Source organism: Starkeya sp. ORNL1 (genome assembly GCF_012971745.1).
Lineage (GTDB): Bacteria > Pseudomonadota > Alphaproteobacteria > Rhizobiales > Xanthobacteraceae > Ancylobacter.
This window is the reverse complement of sequence record NZ_CP048834.1, coordinates 2584796-2604196: the sequence shown is the minus strand read 5'-3', so window position 1 is coordinate 2604196 and position 19401 is coordinate 2584796. Positions and strand designations below refer to the sequence as shown.

The following is a 19401-nucleotide window of genomic DNA, read 5'->3' as shown; positions in this document are numbered from 1 at the left end:
TGACCCAGGGCCCTCTGGTGATCCTTGGGATACGCGCTTCTGTGACGCGGGTAGCAAGGGCAGTTCGACACATTGCGGCCGCCGGGACGGCCCGCTAGAGAAGAGACGGAACGGAGAGCGCGACCCATGGCCGAGGCCCACGCCAAGCACCACGACTACCACATCGTCGATCCGAGCCCGTGGCCGTTCGTCGTGTCGGTGTTCGCCTTCATCATGGCGGTCGGCGCCGTGTTCTGGATGCACGGCCAGCTCACCATGCTGGTGTTCCTCGCCGGTCTCGCCGGCGTCATCTACACCATGGTGGCCTGGTGGCGGGACATCATCCGCGAGGCCGAATACAAGGGCCTGCATACGCGGGTCGTGCAGCTCAGCTACCGCTATGGCATGATCCTGTTCATCGCCTCCGAGGTGATGTTCTTCGTCGCCTGGTTCTGGGCCTTCTTCGACGCCTCCATCTATGCCGGCGAGGCGATCAACTTCACCCGCGCCGAGTTCACCGGCGGGCACTGGCCGCCCAAGGGCATCGAGACCTTCGATCCCTGGCACCTGCCGCTGCTCAACACGCTGATCCTGCTCACCTCCGGCACCACGCTCACCTGGGCCCACCACGCCCTCGTGCATGGCGATCGCCAGTCGGCGAAGTGGGGCCTGTGGTGCACGGTGATCCTCGGCGTGCTGTTCTCGATCTGCCAGGCCTACGAGTACAGCCACGCCACCTTCTCGTTCTCCGGCAACATCTACGGCGCCACCTTCTTCATGGCGACCGGCTTCCACGGCTTCCACGTCATCGTCGGCACCATCTTCCTCGCAGTGTGCCTCGGCCGGCTCTACGCCGGGCACTTCACCCCGACGCATCATTTCGGCTTCGAGGCGGCCGCCTGGTACTGGCACTTCGTCGACGTGGTGTGGCTGTTCCTCTTCACCTTCATCTATGTGTGGGGCGGCGGCGTGCCCTCGGCACACTGAAGATAAAGCTCGCGATCAGTTCAAGCGGGGCGGCTATCAGCCGCCCCGTTTTCGTTTGCGCTGCTTCCATCGAGGAGTAGAACAGCGCGCATGGATCTCCAGCCCTATCACACCGGCGTATCGCCTTATGCCGCCGGTCTTTCCTGCCGCTGCCCGCGCTGCGGCCGCGGCAAGCTGTTCGATGGCTTCCTGCATGTCGCCCCGAGCTGCCAGAGCTGCGGGCTCGACTACAGCTTCGACGATTCCGGCGACGGTCCGGTGGTGTTCATCATCCTCGCCGCCGGCTCGCTGGTGGTCGGCCTCGCCTTGTGGGTCGAGCTCACCTGGTCGCCACCCTTCTGGGTGCACGCGCTGTTGTGGACCCCGCTGGTGCTGATCTCGACGCTCGGCCTGCTGCGGCCGCTGAAAGCGACCTTGATCGCGCTGCAATATTCCAAGCGCGCGCAAGAGGGACGTCTCGATACGGGACGTCTCGATACGGGACGTCTCGATACCGGTGAACCCAGCAAGGGTGATGCGTGAGCACGCGCGGCGCGGCGCTGCGTTCGCTGCTGGCGCCGGCGCTGCTGGTGCTGCCGTGCCTTGCCATCCTCATCGGGCTCGGCGCCTGGCAGCTTGAGCGCCTCGCCTGGAAACAGGGGCTCATCGCCACCGTCGAGGCGCGGGTGCATCAGCCGGCCCAGCCGGCCCCAGCCGAGCCGGACTGGTCCGGCGTGACCTATGACGCCGATGAATACCGCCATGTCACCGCGACCGGTCGGCTGCACAATGACAAGGAAGTGCAGGTCTATGCACTGATCGACGCCGCCCCGGACGGTTCCGGTGGTGGCCCCGGCTATTGGGTGCTGACGCCGCTGGTGCAGCCGGACGGCGCCGCCATCCTCGTCAATCGCGGCTTCGTCCCGCTGGATCGCAAGGCGCCCGCCACCCGGCTGGAGGGCCAGGTCGATGGGCCGATGACGATCACCGGCCTGCTGCGCATGCCGGAGGAGGAGGGGCTGTTCACGCCCGAGAACGACCCGGCCAAGGATACCTGGTACACCCGCGACCCCGACGCCATCGCCGCGGCGAAGGGGCTTTTGCGGGTGGCGCCGTTCATCATCGACGCCGATGCGACGCCCAACCCCGGCGGCCTGCCGGTCGGCGGGCTGACGAAGGTGACCTTCCCGAACCGCCATCTGGAATATGCCCTCACCTGGTTCGGCCTCGCCGCGACGCTGGTCGGCGTGTTCGCCGCCTTCGCCTTCGCCCGGCTGCGGCGCCCGCGAGACGACGAGGGGACGGCGGGCCTGACGGCATCGGAGTGAGGCGCTGGGCTTGAGCATCCTTCGAGGCTCGCTACCGCTCGCACCTCAGGATGACGTGGTATCTGGAAAGCGACGTCATCCCGAGGTGCTCGGGCAAAGCCCAAGCCTCGAAGGATCCGGCCAGGTTGACGGCCTGTCTTGACGCCAGGCCATCCGCCTTGCTTCAAACCCCCGCCGCAACTAGTTTGCCGCGACTTTCCCCGACGCATGGCGCCGAAACGTGCGAAGCGGTTTTCGGCGCCATGCTTCGACTTATAGAATCGACCACGTCCTATGAATTTGGAGCGGCGCGATCCACATTCATAGGACGTGATCCAGGAGGCGCCGTTGCGCTACGTTTCCACACGCGGCGAGGCGCCTGTCCTCGCTTTTTCCGACGCGCTGCTCGCCGGTCTCGCCCGCGACGGTGGACTCTATCTGCCCGAAGCCTATCCGGCGCTGCGCCCGGATGAGATCGCGCGCCTTGCCGGCAAGCCGTATGCCGACATTGCCCATCGCATCATCGCTCCCTTCACCGACGCGGCGTTCGCGCCCGCGGTGCTGAAGCCGATGCTGGACGAGGCCTATGCGAGCTTCCGCCATGAGGCGGTGACGCCGCTGGTGCAGATCGCGCCGAACCGCTTCGTGCTGGAGCTGTTCCACGGCCCGACGCTCGCCTTCAAGGACGTGGCTATGCAACTGCTCGGCCGCATGATGGATCATGTGCTGGCCGAGCGCGGCACGCGTGCCACCATTGTCGGTGCCACTTCGGGCGACACCGGCAGCGCCGCGATCGATGCGTTCCGCGCCAGCGCCCGCACCGATGTCTTCATCCTCTATCCGGCGGGGCGCGTCTCCGAGGTGCAGCGCCGGCAGATGACGACGGTGGACAGCCCCAATGTCCACGCCATCGCGGTGGAAGGCACGTTCGACGATTGCCAGGCCCATGTGAAGGCGATGTTCAACCACCATGCCTTCCGCGACCGGCTGGCCCTGGCGGGGGTGAACTCGATCAACTGGGCGCGCATCGTCGCGCAGGTGGTCTATTATTTCGTGGCTGGCGCCGCGCTCGGCAGTCCGCACCGCCCGGTTTCCTTCGTGGTGCCGACCGGCAATTTCGGGGACGTGCTGGCCGGCTATGTCGCCAAGCGCATGGGCCTGCCGGTCGACCGGCTGGTCATCGCCACCAATGTCAACGACATCCTTGCCCGCACGCTGTCGTCCGGGCGCTATGAGGTGACGGGCGTGGTGCCGTCCTCCTCGCCTTCCATGGACATCCAGGTCTCCTCGAATTTCGAGCGCCTGCTGTTCGAGGCGCTGGACCGCGACGCCGGCGCGCTGCGCGGCCTGATGGCCTCGCTCACCCAGTCCGGCGCCTTCTCGCCGCCGAACCGCGCGCTGGAGGCGATCCGCACCGAGTTCGACGCCGGCCGCACCGACGAGGCGCAGACCGCCGAGACCATCGCCCGGGTGCGGCGTGACACCGGCTATTTGCTCGATCCGCACAGCGCGGTCGCGGTCTCGGTGGCCGAGCGTGCGAAGCACGATCCGCACATCCCGCAAGTGGTGCTGTCGACCGCCCATCCCGCCAAGTTCCCGGATGCGGTGGAACGCGCCTGCGGCGAGCGCCCGGCACTGCCGGCGCACCTCGCCGACCTGATGGAGCGGCCCGAGCGTACGCCGACCTTGCCGAATGATATCAATGCGATTGAAGCTTATATCGCCGCTCATGCCCGCGCGGCCTCGGAGACCGCCGCATGAAGCCTGAACTCAAGGCCGAACCCCGCATCACGGTGCTGGAGAATGGCGTCACCGTCATCACCGACGCCATGGGCCACCTCGCCACCGCCTCGCTCGGCGTGTGGGTCGGCGCCGGCTCGCGCGACGAAGAGGCGGACGAGCACGGCATCTCGCATCTGCTGGAGCACATGGCCTTCAAGGGCACGGCGCGCCGTTCCGCCCGCGCCATCGCCGAGGAGATCGAGGCGGTCGGCGGCGACATCAATGCCGCCACCAGCGTCGAGCACACCTCTTATAACGCCCGCGTGCTCGGCGAGGACGTGCCGCTGGCGCTGGACGTGCTGAGCGACATCCTCACCGCGCCGGCCTTCGATCCGGAGGAACTGACGCGCGAGCATAATGTCATCGTCCAGGAGATCGGTGCCGCGCTCGATACGCCGGACGATCTGGTGTTCGACCTGTTCCAGGAGCGTGCCTTCCCCGGCCAGCCGATCGGCCGCTCCATCCTTGGCACGCCGGAGACGGTGCGCTCCTTCAGCCCGGACAAGCTGCGCACCTATCTCGGGCGCAATTATCGCGGGCCCCGCGCCATCGTCGCCGCGGCCGGCGCGGTCGATCACGACGAGGTCGTCGCCGAGACCATGAAGAACCTCGGCAGCTTCAAGCCGGAGGCCAAGCCCTCGCCGGTGATCGCGGCCTATCAGGGCGGCATCAAGCTCGGCGGCGGACGCGAGCTCGAACAGGCGCATCTGCTGATCGGGCTGGAAGGCCTGTCCTATCGCGATCCCGGCATCCATGCGCTGCAGGTCTTCACCAATGCGCTGGGCGGCGGCATGTCCTCGCGGCTGTTCCAGGAAGTGCGCGAGGCGCGTGGCCTGTGCTACGCAGTCTATTCCTTCCACTGGGCCTATAACGACACCGGGCTGTTCGGCGTCTATGCCGGCACCGACGCCGGCGATGTCGGCGAACTGGTCGATGTCGTCACCGAGCAGGTCCAGGGTGCGGTCGACGGCCTGACCGAGGTCGAGCTGAAGCGCTCCAAGGCGCAGGCCAAGGTCGGCCTGCTGGCGGCGCTGGAGAGCTCCGGCGCCCGCGCCGACCAGCTTGCCCGGCAGATGCTGGTGTTCGGCCGGCCGATCCCGCTGGAGGAGATCGTCGGCAAGGTCGAGGCGGTGACGCTGGAGGATGCCCGGGCCGCCGGCAAGGCGCTGCTGGCGCGCGGCCGGCCGACCTTCACCGCGCTTGGCCCCGGCAAGGCCCTTGAATCTGCCGCACGCATCGCGGAACGTCTGGAACGGAAAGCGGCGTAAGGGGAAGCGCCGTCACGGCAATGTCGCATGGCTCTGTTCCGCACCGTCGCCTGGCCTGATCCGCCCTCGCTCATCGAAGGTGCCGGGGTCGTGTTGCGCGCCCCGCAAATGGCGGACTATGCCGCCTGGGCGGCGCTGCGCGAGCAGAGCCGGGCGTTTCTCACGCCATGGGAGCCGGTCTGGCCGGTGCATGACCTTACCCGCGGCGCCTTCCGCCGCCGCGTGCGGCGTTATGTGCGCGATGCCCGCGAGGACCAGGCCTATCCCTTCCTCATCTTCCGCTCGGTCGATCGCATGCTGCTCGGCGGGTTAACGCTGTCGAACGTGCGGCGCGGCGTCGCGCAGACCGCGAGCCTCGGCTACTGGATGGGCGCCCCCCATGCCGGCCGCGGCTATATGAGCGCTGCGGTCGGCGCGCTACTGCCCTTCGCCCATGGCTCGCTGGGGCTGCGGCGCATCGAGGCGGCGTGCCTGCCAAGCAATGTCCCCTCCATCCGCCTGCTGGAGAGCGCCGGCTTCGTGCGCGAAGGTTATGGGCGGGAATATCTCTGCATCAATGGCGTGTGGCAGGACCATCTGTTGTTCGCGCGGCTGAGCAGCGACGCCATTCCCCCGATTCGACCGCGTCCCTTGGGTGCTCCAGTTTTGAGCGCTTCCAAATAAGCGGGCCGCCGTCCGTGCCGTTTTGCAGTGATGTCATGCAAAGCCGGCCGCCCAGTCTAGAATAGATAAAAACATTGAAGCACGGATGCGTGAATAATCGCCCCAACCTATCGCACCATTGCTTTTTGCCGGTTGACGTCGACGCCCAATAGCGCGAGAAACAAAGAGAAGGCACAACTTTAGAGCAATTCTAAAGAGCTGATCACTTTCGGTTTTGCGTCTCGATGATCGTCTGTTCCTGCAACGTGCTGTCGGATCGTCAGGTGCGCGACGCGGTCGCGAACCCGGATGCGGGCGTGCGCACCGCTGGCCAAGTCTATCGCTGCCTCGGCTGCAGCCCGCAATGCGGGCGCTGCGCGCGCACCATTCGCGGCATCATCGACCAGGCGCTGGGCGCCGGCTGCGGCGCCTGCCCGCTGGAGTGCCCGGTCGCGCACGTCCATTCCCACGAGCACGCGCAGCCGCACGAGCACGTGCATCCTCTCGCCATCGCGGCGGAGTAGATTCTCCTTCCAGTTGGCGGCATCCCGGCCCCACGGGTCTTGCCTCTGGCAAGCCCGAGGACAGGCTCCGGCGCAGCCGTAGAGCCGGGATCGCATGAAATCCCGCACATCACCTTCCTGCGATCCGGGATCGGCCTGCGGCGGTCCAGGATGATGGCTGCAAGAGCCGAATGCGCCCGATTTCTCCGCACAATCCGGCGCCGCCCCAAACTGCGCCTTGCACCTCATTTGGAATTATTCTAAAAACTCCGGGCACCATAACTCAGGGAGAGGTCGCAGCCATGAAGGGCGATCCCAAGGTCATAGACTACCTCAATCGCGGCGTCCGCTCGGAGCTGACGGCGATCAACCAGTACTGGCTGCATTTCCGCATGCTCGACAACTGGGGCTACAAGAAGCTGGCTTCCAAGTGGCGGGCCGAGTCGATCGAGGAGATGCACCACGCGGATCGTTTCATCGACCGCATCCTGTTCCTCGAAGGCTTCCCCAACCTCCAGGTGCTCGATCCGCTGCGCATCGGGCAGAACGTCAAGGAAGTCATCGAGTGCGACCTCGCCGCCGAGGTCGAGGCGCGCGCGCTCTATCAGGAAGCCGCCACCTATTGCGAGACGGTGCAGGACTATCCGAGCCGCGACCTGTTCAAGGCGCTGATGACGGACGAGGAAGGCCATATCGACTTCCTCGAGACCCAGCTCGACCTCATCAAGGATCTCGGCCTGCAGCTCTACGCCCAGCACCATATCGGCGAGCTGGACGACTGAACCTGCCTCCGATTGCGGATCGAAGGGCCGGCCGCAAGGCCGGCCTTTTTGTTTGGGGTGATGCTTGGGACGAGCATCCTTCGAGGCTCGCTACGCTCGCACCTCAGGATGAGGTTGTTCTTTCAGATGAACCTCATCCTGAGGTGCCCGGCGAAGCCGGGCCTCGAAGGATGCTCAAGCAATAGCGGAAACTCCATACACGCACGAAAGCTCTTAATTAGAATAAATCTAAGATGTTGCCCTGACAAAGCTTTTTATTGACGCAAGGTAACTCAGCCACTAGCCCAAGCCTGTGCTTGAAGCCGCTGCGAGCCCGTCGATCGTGCGACGTGGCCGGCGCCGAACGCAGGAGTATTTGCCAATGACCCGTGCCCCGCTGCATCGCCCTGCCCGGCGCGCCGTGCTCGCCGCCGGCCTGATCGCCGGCCTCGGCCTCGCCCCGCTCGCCGCCACGGCGGAAGAGGTCGTCAATATCTACACCACGCGCGAGCCCGGGCTCGCCAAGCCGCTGTTCGAAGGCTTCACCAAGGCGACCGGCATCAAGGTGAACACCGTGTTCGTCGAGAAGGGCCTCGCCGAGCGGGTGAAGACCGAGGGCACCGCCTCGCCGGCCGACGTGCTGATGAACGTCGATATCGGCAACATGCTCGACGTGGTCGACCAGGGCATCACCCAGCCGGTGACGTCGGACGTGCTGGTGAAGGCGATCCCGGCCAATCTGCGCGCCGCCGATGGCTCGTGGTTCGCGCTCTCCACCCGCGCCCGCCTGGTCTATGTCTCCAAGGACCGGGTGAAGGACACCGCGCTTACCTATGAGGGGCTCGCCGATCCGAAGTGGAAGGGCAAGCTCTGCATCCGCTCCGGCAAGCACCCCTACAACACCGCGTTGATCGCGGCCTATATCGTGCATCACGGCGAGGCGAAGGCCGAGGAATGGCTGAAGGGCGTGAAGGCCAATCTGGCCCGCAAGCCGGCCGGCGGCGACCGCGAGAACGCCCGCGACATCCTCGGCGGCATCTGCGATCTCGGCATCGGCAATTCCTATTATGTCGGCCTGATGCGCTCCGGTAAGGGCGGCCCGGACCAGGAGAAGTGGGCGGCGGCGATCAATGTCGTGCTGCCGACCTTCGAGGGTGGCGGCACCCATGTGAACGTCTCCGGCGCCTCGGTGGCGAAGAACGCGCCGAACAAGGCCAATGCCGTGAAGCTGCTGGAGTACCTGGTCTCGCCCGAGGCGCAGGACCTCTATGCCCGCGGCAATTTCGAATATCCGGTGGTGCCGGAAGCCCCGGTCGATCCCATCATCGCCGCGCTCGGCCCGCTGAATGTGGACAATGTCGACCTCGTCGCCGTCGCCAAGGCCCGCAAGGCCGCGGCCGACCTCTCCGACAAGGTCGGGTTCGACAATTGACGAACTGCGCGGGGGCCACCTCCCTCTCCCCGTCGGGGAGAGGGCTGGGGTGAGGGGTCTTCGACGCTTCGCAATCGTGCTCCCCCTCACCGACCCGCTTCGCGGGCCACCTCTCCCCATCGGGGAGAGGGAATAGAAGGCGGACCGGCTTCTCATGGCGAGCATGATCGGCGCCCGTTCCCTCCCGAGTCGCCTTCCCCTCCAAAACCGCACCCTCCATCTCGCCGCGCTCGCAATCGCAGCCGCGGTGCTGGCGCCGATCCTTGCCCTCGCGCTCATCGCCAGCGAGGGCAGCGGCGATCTCTGGCCGCATCTCCTCGCCAATGTGCTGCCGCATGCGCTGACGCAGACCGCGCTGCTGGTGCTCGGCGTCGGCGCGATGGTCACCGTTATCGGCACCGGCACCGCCTGGCTGGTCGCGGTGTGCCGCTTTCCCGGTCGCGGCCTGTTCGAATGGGCACTGCTGCTGCCGCTGGCGGTGCCGACCTATATCCAGGCCTATGTCTATCTCGACGCCGTGCATCCGCTGGGGCCGATCCCGAGCTCAATCCGGGCGCTGCTCGGCATGGACAATCCGCGCGACCTGCCCTTGCCGGAGGTGCGCTCGCTGTGGGGCTGCGTGCTGCTGCTCGGCCTCGTGCTCTACCCCTATGTCTACATCACCGCCCGCGCCGCGTTCCTGATGCAGACGGCGTCGGCGCTCGATGCCGCGCGTACGCTCGGCGCCGGGGCGTGGGAGAGCTTCGCCCATGTCGCGCTGCCGCTGGCGCGCCCCGCCATCGCCGTCGGCGTCACGCTCGCCTTGATGGAGACGGTGAACGACGTCGGCGCCTCCGAATTCCTCGGCGTGCAGACCCTCACGCTATCGATCTATTCCACCTGGCTGAACCGCTCCAGCTTGCCCGGCGCAGCGCAGATCGCGCTGGCGGTGCTGCTCGTCGTGCTGGCGCTGGTGCTGGTCGAGCGTTGGGGCCGCCGGCACCTCAAGCTGGAGAATGTCGGCGCCCGTACCCGTCCGCCGATCCGCCGCGCGTTGTCGGGGGGTGGAGCCGCCGCGGCGTTCCTTGCCTGCCTGTTGCCGGTGACGCTCGGCTTCCTGCTGCCGGCCGGCCATCTCGTCTACACCGCGCTGCAACGCTGGCGGTTCAACGGCATCTCGCCGGCGCTGGCGAGCGAGGCGCTCAACACTGCGCTGTTCGCCGCACTCGGCACCGCGCTCGCGCTTGGCTGCGGGCTCGTCGTCACCGTCGCGGTGCGCCTGGGACTAGCCCGCACGGTCGCCCGGCTCGCCTCGTTCGGCTATGCGGTGCCCGGCACCGTGCTCGCCGTCGGCCTGCTGGTGCCGCTGGCGGCGTTCGACAATGTGATCGCGTCGGCGGTGCAAGCATTGTCCGGCCAGACGATCGGCCTTCTGGTCTCCGGCTCCGGCGCGGCGCTGGTCATCGCCTATGCGATCCGCTTTCTCGCCATTCCCATAGGTAGCTTGGAAGCCGGCTATGCAAGACTGGGCGTCACGCTCGACATGGCGGCGCGCAGCCTCGGCGAGAGCGCCGGCGGCGTGGCGCGGCGCATCCATTTGCCGCTGCTGCGCCCGGCGCTCGGCGGCGCCGCGCTGCTGGTGTTTGTCGACTGCATGAAGGAACTGCCGGCAACCTTGATGCTGCGCCCGCTGAATTTCGAGACGCTGGCCACCCACGTCTATGGCGAGGCCGCCCGCGGCACCTATGAGGACGGCGCACTCGCCGCCCTGCTTATCGTGGTGATCGGGCTGCTGCCCGTCATCCTGCTGGCGCGGTTGAGCCGGCCCGCATCACCCTAAGAAGCAAGTTCCGGCCGCCCGCGATAGAGCTCCAGCGCTTCCGGGTTGGCCAGCGCCTCGGTGTTCTTCACCGGCCGCCCATGCACCACGTCGCGCACCGCCAGTTCGGTGATCTTGCCGGAGCGGGTGCGCGGAATGTCGCTCACCTGCACGATCTTGGCCGGCACGTGCCGCGGGCTGGCGCCGACGCGGATCTGGGTGCGGATGCGCTTTTCCAGGTCGGCGTCGAGCTCGGCGCCTTCCTTGAGGCGGACGAACAGCACCACCCGCACGTCATTGTCCCATTCCTGGCCGATGGCGATGGATTCGACGATCTCCGGCACCTGCTCGGCCTGGGCGTAGATCTCCGCGGTGCCGATGCGCACGCCCTGCGGGTTCAGCGTGGCGTCCGAGCGGCCATGGATGATGATGCCGCCGTGCCGCGTCCATTCCGCGAAGTCGCCATGGCACCAGACGTTCGGGAAGCGCTCGAAATAGGCGGCGTGATATTTCGCGCCTTCGGGGTCGTTCCAGAACATCACCGGCATGGAAGGGAAGGGGCGGGTACAGACCAGTTCGCCGCGTTCCTCGCGCACCGGCTGGCCGTCATCGGACCACACATCCATCGCCATGCCGAGCCCGGCGGCCTGGATCTCGCCCTTGTAGACCGGCGCCGTCGGGTCGCCGAGCACGAAGCAGGAGACGATGTCGGTGCCGCCCGAGATCGAAGCGAGGTGCAGGTCTTCTTTGATCGCCTCATAGACATAGGCGAAGCTCTCCGGCGCCAGCGGCGAGCCGGTCGAGGTCAGCGCCCGGAGCTTCGAGAGATCGTGGGTCGCACCGGGGCGCACGCCTTCCTTGCGCAGCGAGTCGATGTACTTCGCCGAGGTGCCGAACAGCGCGAAGCCTTCGGCCTGCGCATAGTCGAACAGCACCTCCGGGGTCGGCGCGAAGGGCGAGCCGTCGAACAGGCACAGCGTCAATTCGCTGGCGAGCCCGGTGACCAGCCAGTTCCACATCATCCAGCCGCAGGTGGTGAAGTAGAACACCCGGTCGCCCGGCTTCAGGTCGCATTGCAGCCGGTGCTCCTTGATGTGCTGGAGCAGCGTGCCGCCGGCGCCATGGACGATGCATTTCGGCACGCCGGTGGTGCCGGAGGAGAACAGGATGAAGGCCGGGTGGTTGAAGGGCAGCCGCTCATATTCGACATCCCGCGCCGCGAATGGCGCGATGAAGCCGTCGAGGTCGACGCCGTTGGGCAGGCTCGCCGCCACCTCGGCGGCATCGCCGAGATAGGGCACCACGACGGTGCGGGCGAGGCTGCCCATATGTGGCGCCACGGCGCGCAGCTTGTCGGCAATGGAGACGCGTTTGCCGGCATACCAATAGCCGTCACAGGCGAAATAGACCTTGGGCTCGATCTGGCCGAAGCGGTCGAGGATGCCGCGCTCGCCGAAGTCCGGCGAGCAGGAGGAGAACACCGCGCCGATCGAAGTCGCCGCCAGCATGATGGCGATGGTTTCCGGCATGTTCGGCATAGTGGCGGCGACGCGGTCGCCGGCGCCGACGCCGAGCGCGCGCAGGCCCTGCTGCAGGCGCGAGACCTGGGCGGCGAGCTCGCCATAGGTGACGTGGCGCTCCACCTTGTCCTCGCCGCGGAACACCATGGCGAGGCTGTCGGCGGCGCGCGGCCGCAGCAGGTTCTCGGCATAGTTCAGTCGCGCCTCGGGGAAGAAATGCGCGCCCGGCATCTTGTCGCCGTCGGTGAGCCGGATGGCGCCCTGGTCGCCGATGACGTCACCGAAGCGCCACACCTCGCTCCAGAAAGCACCGGGTTCGGTCACCGACCAGTCGTGCAGGTCGCGATAGTTGCCCAGCTTGGTATTGTATTGCCGATTCACATCGCCAATGAGGGCGGTGACAGCACTGCGGGCGATCCGCTCCGGGCTTGGTGTCCAAAGCGGCAAGCTGTCCGCAACCATATATTCCTCCAGCATTCCGCCGGGTCTTTCAGTGCCCGGAATTAACGACATGTATGGACAAATTCATAGCCGCCGCGCCGCCTCCTGTCAGGCCATCAAACAGACACAGTGGAAAATGATGTTGCAGGCGCCTCAGGCGGCCTTTTCCACGTCGCTGCGGCAGCCCGGATCGGCGGGGTCCTGTTTCTCAGGCGCTTTCCTCCAGCGCTTCGCCGTTCCGACGACAGATCCGAATCGAGCTCCATGAAGCGACTAGTCCCACTTCTGCTGCTGCCTCTCCTGCTGGTGCTCGGCGCCGCGGTGGCGGCGCCCAAGCTGGCGTCGGAAGAGCGGCTGCGGGCGGAGGCATTGACGGCGCTCGGTGAGGTCGCAGGCGTCGCGCCGCACATCACGGGCAAGGTCGGCTTCGTCGTGCTGCCCTGGCCGGCGATCGAGATCGAAGGCCTCTCGCTCGGCAGCGACGCTCTGGCCTCGCTCAGCGTGCCGCAGGCGCGCATCGTGCTCCATATAATGCCGCTGCTGACCGGGCAGGTGCGGCCCCTGCGTATCGAACTCGACCAGCCGGAGCTGGTGATCGCGGACGGCGCTTTTCGGGACGCCTCGCCGCTCGGCGCGTTGGTCGGCCAGCTTGGTACCGATAGCCACAGCGCCAGCCTCAGGGTGAGCGGCGGCCGGCTGGTGGTCCGCCAAGGCGTGGCGCCGCTCGCCGTTCTCCAGCAGGTCGATGGCGATATCTCCTGGCGCGGCGGGCGCGACCTCGCCGTCGAAGGCAGCGCCGATTGGCGGGGCGAGCGCCTCGACACCAAGCTGCGCTTCAATGAGCTGGGCGCACTGGCGCAGGGCCAGGCCGCGCGCGCCCGGTTCTCGGTCTCCGGCGCGCCCTTCGCCTTCAAATTCGACGGCACGGCGAAGTTCGCGGGCGAGCCGGTGGCGGAAGGCGATGTCAGCCTCTCCTCGGCCAAGCTGCGCGATCTGTTGAGTTGGCTCGATATCGATACGCCGACGCGCGAGGGCTTCGGTCCGTTCTCGCTGCAGGCACGCGCGCTGCTTGAGCCGGGCAGCGCCGCCATCAGCAATGCCAGCATCGAGCTCGACGGCAATCGCAGCGAAGGCGGCTTCACGCTGCGTAATGATCTCGGCCGCATCGTGGTGCAGGGCAGCTTTGCCGCCGGCACGCTCGATCTGTCGTCGTATGGAAAGCTCGCCATTTCCGATCCGGACAACGGCTATTGGAGTCGCACGCGGCTTGATCTCGCGCCGCTCAAGAGCGTGGATCTCGATCTCCGGCTCTCCGCCGGCGAGGTACGGGCCGGGGATTCCTCGATCGACCACGTCGCCGCCAGCGCACTCTTGAAGGGCGGGCGGCTCGCCCTCACCGTCGGCGACGCGGAAGCCTGGAACGGCAGATTCCGCGCTGCTGCCAACATCGCCGCCTCGGCCTCGGGGCCCGGCGCCGACATCCGCATCGAGCTCGCCGGCACCGACGTCGATCTCGAAACCTCGCTCGGCGACCTGTTCCAGCTCGAGCGCCTGCAGGGCACCGGCACCTTCCGTGTCGTGCTCGGCGGCAGCGGCGAGAGCGTTTCCGATATTGCCGGCGACCTCTCCGGCTCCATGACGCTCAACGCGGCGCCGGGCGCCATTCTCGGCATCGATGTCGCCCGCGTGCTCGGCCGCCTGGAAAGCCGGCCGCTGTCCGGCAGCGGGAGCCTGCGCGGCGGGCGTACCCCCTTCGACACGCTCGACGGCAAGGCGACGGTGGCGCAGGGCGTCGCGCATATTGACGAACTCAACGTGGCAAGCCCGGCGGTGCGCATCGCCGTGGGCGGCGACATCTCCATCGGGCGCCGCGACCTCGATCTCAAGGGCGTCGCCAGCCTGGTCCCCGTCGCCGGCGAGGCCGCGACGTCCAGTTTCGACCTGCCCTTTGTAGCGCAGGGACCCTGGGACAGCCCGTTCCTGCTGCCCGACCCGCAGGCGCTGATCCGCCGCTCCGGCGCGGCGCGCCCGCTGCTCGGCACCGAGGCGGTCGGCGCGGTGACGCCGGCGCCCTGAATTCCGAAAGCGTCATCCCGGCCGTAGGCGTAGCCGGAGAGCCGGGATCGTAAGAAGGCAGAGAGCGTCACGCGATCCCGGATACGGCCTAACGCCCGTTCCGGGATGACAACTCTTGGCTACTCTGCCAGCACCCGTGTCGAGGGGAAGGTGATCTCCACCATCGTGCCGGCATCGACCGCGCTGCGGATCGAGAAGCTCGCCCGATTGGCCTCGGCCAGCGCCTTGGTGAGCGGCAGGCCGAGCCCGGTGCCGCCGGAGCCCGAGCGGCCGGAGGTGGCGAGCTGGCGGAACGGTTCCATGGCGGTGGCGATGTCGGTCTCCGACATGCCGATGCCGGTGTCGCGCACCCTCAGCACCACTTCGCCGCCCTCGGTGAGCGCGGTGGAGAGGATGACCTGGCCGCCCGGCCGGCTGAACTTGATCGAGTTGGAGACGAGGTTCAGCACGATCTGCCGCATCGAGCGCGCATCCGCCACCACCGGTGGCAAATCGGCCGCCAGCGAGGAGCGGATGATGACGCGCTCGCGATTGGCCTGCGGCTGCATGATCGCCATGCACTGCTGCACGATCTCGTTGAGCGCGACGCTCGTGAAGGCGAGGTCGAGCTTGCCGGCCTCGATCTTGGAGAGGTCGAGCAAATCGTTGATGAGCGAGATCAGGTGCCCGCCGGAGGCGTGGATGTCGCGTAAATAGTCGCGGTAGCGTTCATTCTCGATCGGCCCGAAACGCTCCTCCATCATCACTTCCGAGAAGCCGATGATGGCGTTGAGCGGGGTGCGGATCTCGTGGCTGATCTTGGCGAGGAAGTCCGACTTGGCGAGGTTCGCACGCTCGGCGAGCCGTTTGGCCTCGGTCAGTTCCTCCTCGGCGCGCTTCCATTGGGTGATGTCGCGCAGCACCGCGCAGAACTTGCCGGCATCCTCGCCGACCCGCCCGACGGTCATGAACAGCGGGATCAGTCCGCCCTCGCGGACCCGGCCGATCACCTCGCGCCCGTCATTCAGCACGCTGGCGACGCCGTTGGAGGCGAGGCCGTCGAGATAGTCCACCGCCGCGCGCCGGCTCTCGGGGGCGAACAGCAAGGTGAAGCTCTCGCCATGGAGCTCGCTGGATTCGAAGCCGAACAGCGCTTCCGCCGAGCGGTTCATGCTGAGGATGATGCCGTCCTTGTCGATCAGCACCACGCCGTCGGTCGCGGTGTCGAGGATGGCGCGCAGTTCGCGGGTGGTGGCTTCGGCCTCGCGCAAGGCGAGCTCGGCGGTGCGCAGGCGCTCGTCGAAGCCGGAGCCGGCGCGCCGCAGCACATAGAGCATCGCCGTGCCGCCTTCCCAGGGCGCCGACATCAGCCGCGCTTCGACCGGGATGTGCTCGCCGCCGGACTTGACCATGGTGAGGGCACGCGCGCCGTCCGCCTCATCCGAGGAGCCGGCCTCGCCGAACAGTCCGGCTAGGCCGCCGGCGGCTTCCAGCGCGGCGGCGTCGGCATAGCCGCTCCAGTCGAGCAGCGCGCGATTGGCATAGAGCAACTGGTCGCCGCGATAGACCACGACGCCGAGCGGCAGGCGGTCGAGGATCGGCCGCTCGGCCTCGGTCAGCAGTCGGCGGAAACCCTCGGTCTCCGGCGCCGGCGGCAGCGCGAGGTCGAGCAGTTCCGACGCCGAGGGCTCGGGGCGGGCAGCTTCCGCCAGTATGGGCGGCTCGGGCTGGGCAGCCGCGGGTGGCGTCGTGGCTTCGGCCGGCTTCAGCTGCACGACCGATGACGGCTCCAGGGGCCGGGGCGGCTGTGCAGCGGGCGGGGCTGGTGGTTCGGGAAAGGTGGTGTCGTCGACGCCTTCCAGCCGCGCGCCCAGCGCCCGGGCGATCTCGCGGAAGGCGTTGCGCTCGCCGGCGCTGAGTCCGGCCCAGGAGGCGCGCGCGGCATCGCCCGATCCGTCCGACCCGGCGCGCAGCGGCACGACGTTCGGCGAGGACGGCACGATGCTCAGCACCACGCGCACCGGCGGTTGTTCGGCGGCGGGAGCGGAAGCGGAAGCGGGTGGGGCAAGCCGTTCGGCGGTAAGCGGCTCGGAGGGTTCGGAGGCGGCAGTGACCGGAGCCTCGGGTTCGACGGACAAGTCGAGTTCGACCGGTGCTTCGGGCTCAGTAGCCGCTTGAGTTTCGGCTGGCGCTTCGTGGGGAGCAGGCGTCTCCACCACGTCCTGAATGCTTGGCGCGTCAGTCGGCTGGTCGTTGGTCGCCGTCCCCTCCACCCTCATGGCCGGGCTTGACCCGGCCACCCAGGCTTCATCCGGGTGCGGGCGCTCTGGCTGGGTCCCCGGGTCAAGCCCCGGGATGAGGGCCGATAGGGAATTTTCGGTCAGGCCTCGAGGGGATTTTGTCGACGCGTCCGGCGCTGCGGGCCGTTCGTCGCGCGGTGCCTCCTCGACCGCGGACGACTCCGCGGCCGTCGCTTTCGATGCTGCCGCCGTCTCATGCGCCAACGACAGCGCGAAGCCGCGCATGCCGTCGCCGCGCATCGGCACGCCGCCGATCTCGAGGAACAGCGGATCACCGGCGAGCGTCGCGAGACGCACACCCAAACGGCTGAAACTGACTCTACCCGTCGCCGCCTGATGCGCCGCGGGTGCGCCGAGCGCTGCCCAGTCGCTGCCGTCAAGATCGTCGGCGTCTCGTCCGAGGGCTGCCGCCAGCCGCGGATCGACGGCGCGGAAACGGCCGTCGCCATCGGTCTGCCAGAACCAGCGCGCCCGGCCCGCCGTCAATGCCGGCGCAGGTAGGGTGGCTTCGGCAACTGGCTCGGCCGGAGGAGGGGCGGCGGGTTCCGCCGCAACGGGCTCATCTGGCGCAGGCACCCCTGCCTCGCCCGCTTCGATAGGCGGCTCAACCGCCGCCGGTTCCTCGGCCGCCGGTTCCGGCGCGGCGGGCGGCACGGCGACATTCGCAGTGACGGGCGGCGCCGTCGGCACGGCAGCCTGCGGCTGACCGAGCGCGGGCGCACCGGGCGGGGCAATCAGAACGGCGCGGGCGCCGGGCACGCCGAGGAGCGAGCAGCCGACCAGCGTCGCGCTCATCTGGCCGGGCAGGCGCAGCCGCTCCAGCCGCGGCGGCCGGCCAGGGCGCAGCGTCGCCGCGATGCGGGCGATGCGGGCGGCGAGATCCGACGGCAACCGCGTGGCGGCGCCGAGGCGGCTGCCCGCATTGGCCGCGACGACGGTACCATCCTCGCGCACCAGCAACGCCGGCCCGGCGCTCTCCAGCACGGGACGCGCGAGCGCACGCAGCGCCTCCTCGGGAGAGGCGGTGGGCGGTGCGGTCGTGGTCGGTGGCCGGGGCGTATCGTCGGGCGGCGTGTTCATAAGCTCTCGGTTGTGTCGTCAGACTGTGGCGGAAGCACGCTTCCGACAATAGTTCCGGCCCGGCCCACGCGCCATGCGCGCAACCGGTCCCGGCCTCATCATCGCCGCAACGGGTTAACCGCTCACGACCAGGACATGGTTCGCGAAAGTTGAACGACTTCTGCGAAAAGATCACGCGCCTGCGGTCTGAAACGAGAGCACATTCTCATTGTTCGCCCGGATTGCGGGCAAACCGACGAAGCTCGCGCCGGGACACAGGAAAGCCATTGCCTTTTACACCGCGTATCATACTTTAGTTTTAGACGGGCGCGTCGCCGATCGCGCAAGGTCTGGCGACCGGATGCGGAGGCGGCCAATGACTGAGCAACCGAACCTCGAAATTCCCGGTGAACTCCGCACTATAGCGGAGACCAGCATCGAGCAGGCGCGCAAGGCGCTCGACAGCCTGATCGGCGCTGCGCACCGTGCCATCGACGAGACCGAGCATCGGGTCGACACCGCCCAGGGCGGCGTGCGCGAGTTGAGTCGCAAGACCATCGGCTTTGCCGAGGCCAATGTGGCGGCGAGCTTCGATTTCGCCGCCCGGCTGGCCAAGGCGCGCACGCTGGACGAGTGGGTGAAGCTGCATTCTGAATTCGCCATGGAACAGACCCGCCGCTTTTCTGAGCAGGCCAAGGCAATCAGCGCGAGCGGTGCCGCATTTGCGAAGGCCGCCGAGCCAAAGCGTGCATCTGCGAAGGCAAAAGGCTGAAATTAGCAAAATTGGCCTTGCCGTGGCTGCGCTGCGGTGAAATCATGTTGCAGTGCAAGCTGAGTAGCTCGCTCGAAACGAAAAAATCGCAACGGCGACGCATATTGTGCACTGCAACATATTGCTGCAGTGCACAAACGGTGCTATGCCTCTCCGTAAGCGGTTAGCAGATCGAAACGCCTTCGCTGCCGCATCGTTGAACAAAGTCTGACCGTCATGCCGCGGAAACGGTCAGATTTCGCGATCGTTCCAGTGCCCCCGCGAACAGGAGGTTGCCCCCATGTCTGAGGCTGAAATCACGCCGACCCCCGCTACCCCCAAAAAGGCCGCCAAGGCCGCCGCCGCTGCCTTCGAGACAGCGGCTGCCAAGTTCGAGACTCCGAAGTTTGAAGTTCCGAAGTTCGACGTGCCCTCGCTCGAAGTGCCCGCCGTGGTGCGCGAGATGGCCGAGAAGAGCGTGCAGAATGCCCGCGAAGCCTATGAGAAGATGAAGTCGACAGCCGAAGAGACTTCCGACCTCATCGAAGACACCTACGCGACCGCTTCGAAGGGCGTGACCGAGTACAATACCGTTGCGCTGGAATCGTTCCGCACCAATGTGAACGCGGCGTTTGACTATTTCGGCGCGCTGCTCGCCACCAAGAGCGTGTCGGAAGCGGTCGAACTCTCCACCAGCCACCTGCGCAAGCAGTTCGACGTGCTCTCCGGCCAGGCCAAGGAACTTTCGGTGATCGCCCAGAAGGTGGCGACCGATACCGCCGAGCCGTTCAAGGCGTCGGTCGAGAAGAACTTCAAGAAGGTGGCCTGAGCCTCCTT

General features: G+C 67.4%; 15 protein-coding genes. 13 read left to right on the top strand and 2 right to left on the bottom strand.

What is annotated here, in order from left to right:
• Window positions 1–126 precede the first annotated feature (126 nt).
• From G3545_RS12510 to G3545_RS12465, 10 genes are all read left to right on the top strand, one after another.
• A complete protein-coding gene (locus tag G3545_RS12510; RefSeq protein WP_170013012.1) occupies window positions 127–966 on the top strand; it encodes a cytochrome c oxidase subunit 3 in 840 nt (279 codons plus the stop codon).
• 90 nt (window positions 967–1056) lie between these two features.
• The gene (locus G3545_RS12505) at window positions 1057–1488 is read left to right on the top strand and encodes a DUF983 domain-containing protein (RefSeq protein ID WP_170013010.1); all 432 of its coding nucleotides are present in this window, start codon (window positions 1057–1059) and stop codon (window positions 1486–1488) included.
• Window positions 1485–2273: an SURF1 family protein gene (locus G3545_RS12500; protein ID WP_170013008.1), complete on the top strand. Its 789-nt coding sequence runs from the start codon at window positions 1485–1487 to the stop codon at window positions 2271–2273. Before G3545_RS12505 ends, G3545_RS12500 begins: the two co-directional genes overlap by 4 nt.
• A 327-nt stretch (window positions 2274–2600) precedes the next feature.
• The gene (gene thrC / locus G3545_RS12495) at window positions 2601–4013 is read left to right on the top strand and encodes a threonine synthase (RefSeq protein WP_170013004.1); all 1413 of its coding nucleotides are present in this window, start codon (window positions 2601–2603) and stop codon (window positions 4011–4013) included.
• On the top strand, window positions 4010–5302 hold the full coding sequence (locus G3545_RS12490) for a pitrilysin family protein (RefSeq protein ID WP_170013002.1): 1293 nt from the start codon (window positions 4010–4012) through the stop codon (window positions 5300–5302). The genes thrC and G3545_RS12490 overlap by 4 nt, the downstream gene beginning before the upstream one ends.
• A 27-nt stretch (window positions 5303–5329) precedes the next feature.
• Entirely contained in the window at window positions 5330–5965 is a 636-nt protein-coding gene (locus tag G3545_RS12485; RefSeq protein WP_170013000.1) for a GNAT family protein, read from the top strand.
• A gap of 224 nt (window positions 5966–6189) precedes the next feature.
• On the top strand, window positions 6190–6468 hold the full coding sequence (locus G3545_RS12480) for a (2Fe-2S)-binding protein (protein WP_170012998.1): 279 nt from the start codon (window positions 6190–6192) through the stop codon (window positions 6466–6468).
• A 281-nt stretch (window positions 6469–6749) separates the two neighbouring features.
• On the top strand, window positions 6750–7229 hold the full coding sequence (gene bfr, locus G3545_RS12475) for a bacterioferritin (protein WP_170012996.1): 480 nt from the start codon (window positions 6750–6752) through the stop codon (window positions 7227–7229).
• Between the two features lie 361 nt (window positions 7230–7590).
• The gene (locus G3545_RS12470) at window positions 7591–8640 is read left to right on the top strand and encodes an extracellular solute-binding protein (protein WP_170012994.1); all 1050 of its coding nucleotides are present in this window, start codon (window positions 7591–7593) and stop codon (window positions 8638–8640) included.
• 163 nt (window positions 8641–8803) lie between these two features.
• A complete protein-coding gene (locus G3545_RS12465; protein ID WP_170018056.1) occupies window positions 8804–10459 on the top strand; it encodes an iron ABC transporter permease in 1656 nt (551 codons plus the stop codon).
• On the opposite strand, the gene G3545_RS12460 is transcribed toward G3545_RS12465, so the two are convergent.
• Complete coding sequence (locus G3545_RS12460) at window positions 10456–12420, bottom strand: acetoacetate--CoA ligase (protein WP_170012993.1); 1965 nt, start codon at window positions 12418–12420, stop codon at window positions 10456–10458. The genes G3545_RS12465 and G3545_RS12460 overlap by 4 nt on opposite strands.
• Before the next feature lie 243 nt (window positions 12421–12663).
• Between G3545_RS12460 and G3545_RS12455 the strand changes: the two genes are divergently transcribed.
• Window positions 12664–14475, top strand: a complete 1812-nt coding sequence (locus G3545_RS12455) for an AsmA-like C-terminal region-containing protein (protein WP_170012991.1) — start codon at window positions 12664–12666, stop codon at window positions 14473–14475.
• A 119-nt stretch (window positions 14476–14594) separates the two neighbouring features.
• On the opposite strand, the gene G3545_RS12450 is transcribed toward G3545_RS12455, so the two are convergent.
• Window positions 14595–17834 (bottom strand): ATP-binding protein, encoded by a 3240-nt coding sequence (locus tag G3545_RS12450; protein WP_246702808.1) that lies wholly within the window; start codon window positions 17832–17834, stop codon window positions 14595–14597.
• A 208-nt stretch (window positions 17835–18042) separates the two neighbouring features.
• Here G3545_RS12450 and G3545_RS12445 point away from each other — a divergent pair, with 208 nt between their 5' ends.
• Together G3545_RS12445 and G3545_RS12440 are read left to right on the top strand one after the other, a co-directional pair.
• Window positions 18043–18585 (top strand): phasin family protein, encoded by a 543-nt coding sequence (locus G3545_RS12445; protein ID WP_246702807.1) that lies wholly within the window; start codon window positions 18043–18045, stop codon window positions 18583–18585.
• Window positions 18586–18865: 280 nt separating this feature from the next.
• Window positions 18866–19393, top strand: a complete 528-nt coding sequence (locus tag G3545_RS12440; RefSeq protein WP_170012989.1) for a phasin — start codon at window positions 18866–18868, stop codon at window positions 19391–19393.
• Window positions 19394–19401 lie beyond the last annotated feature (8 nt).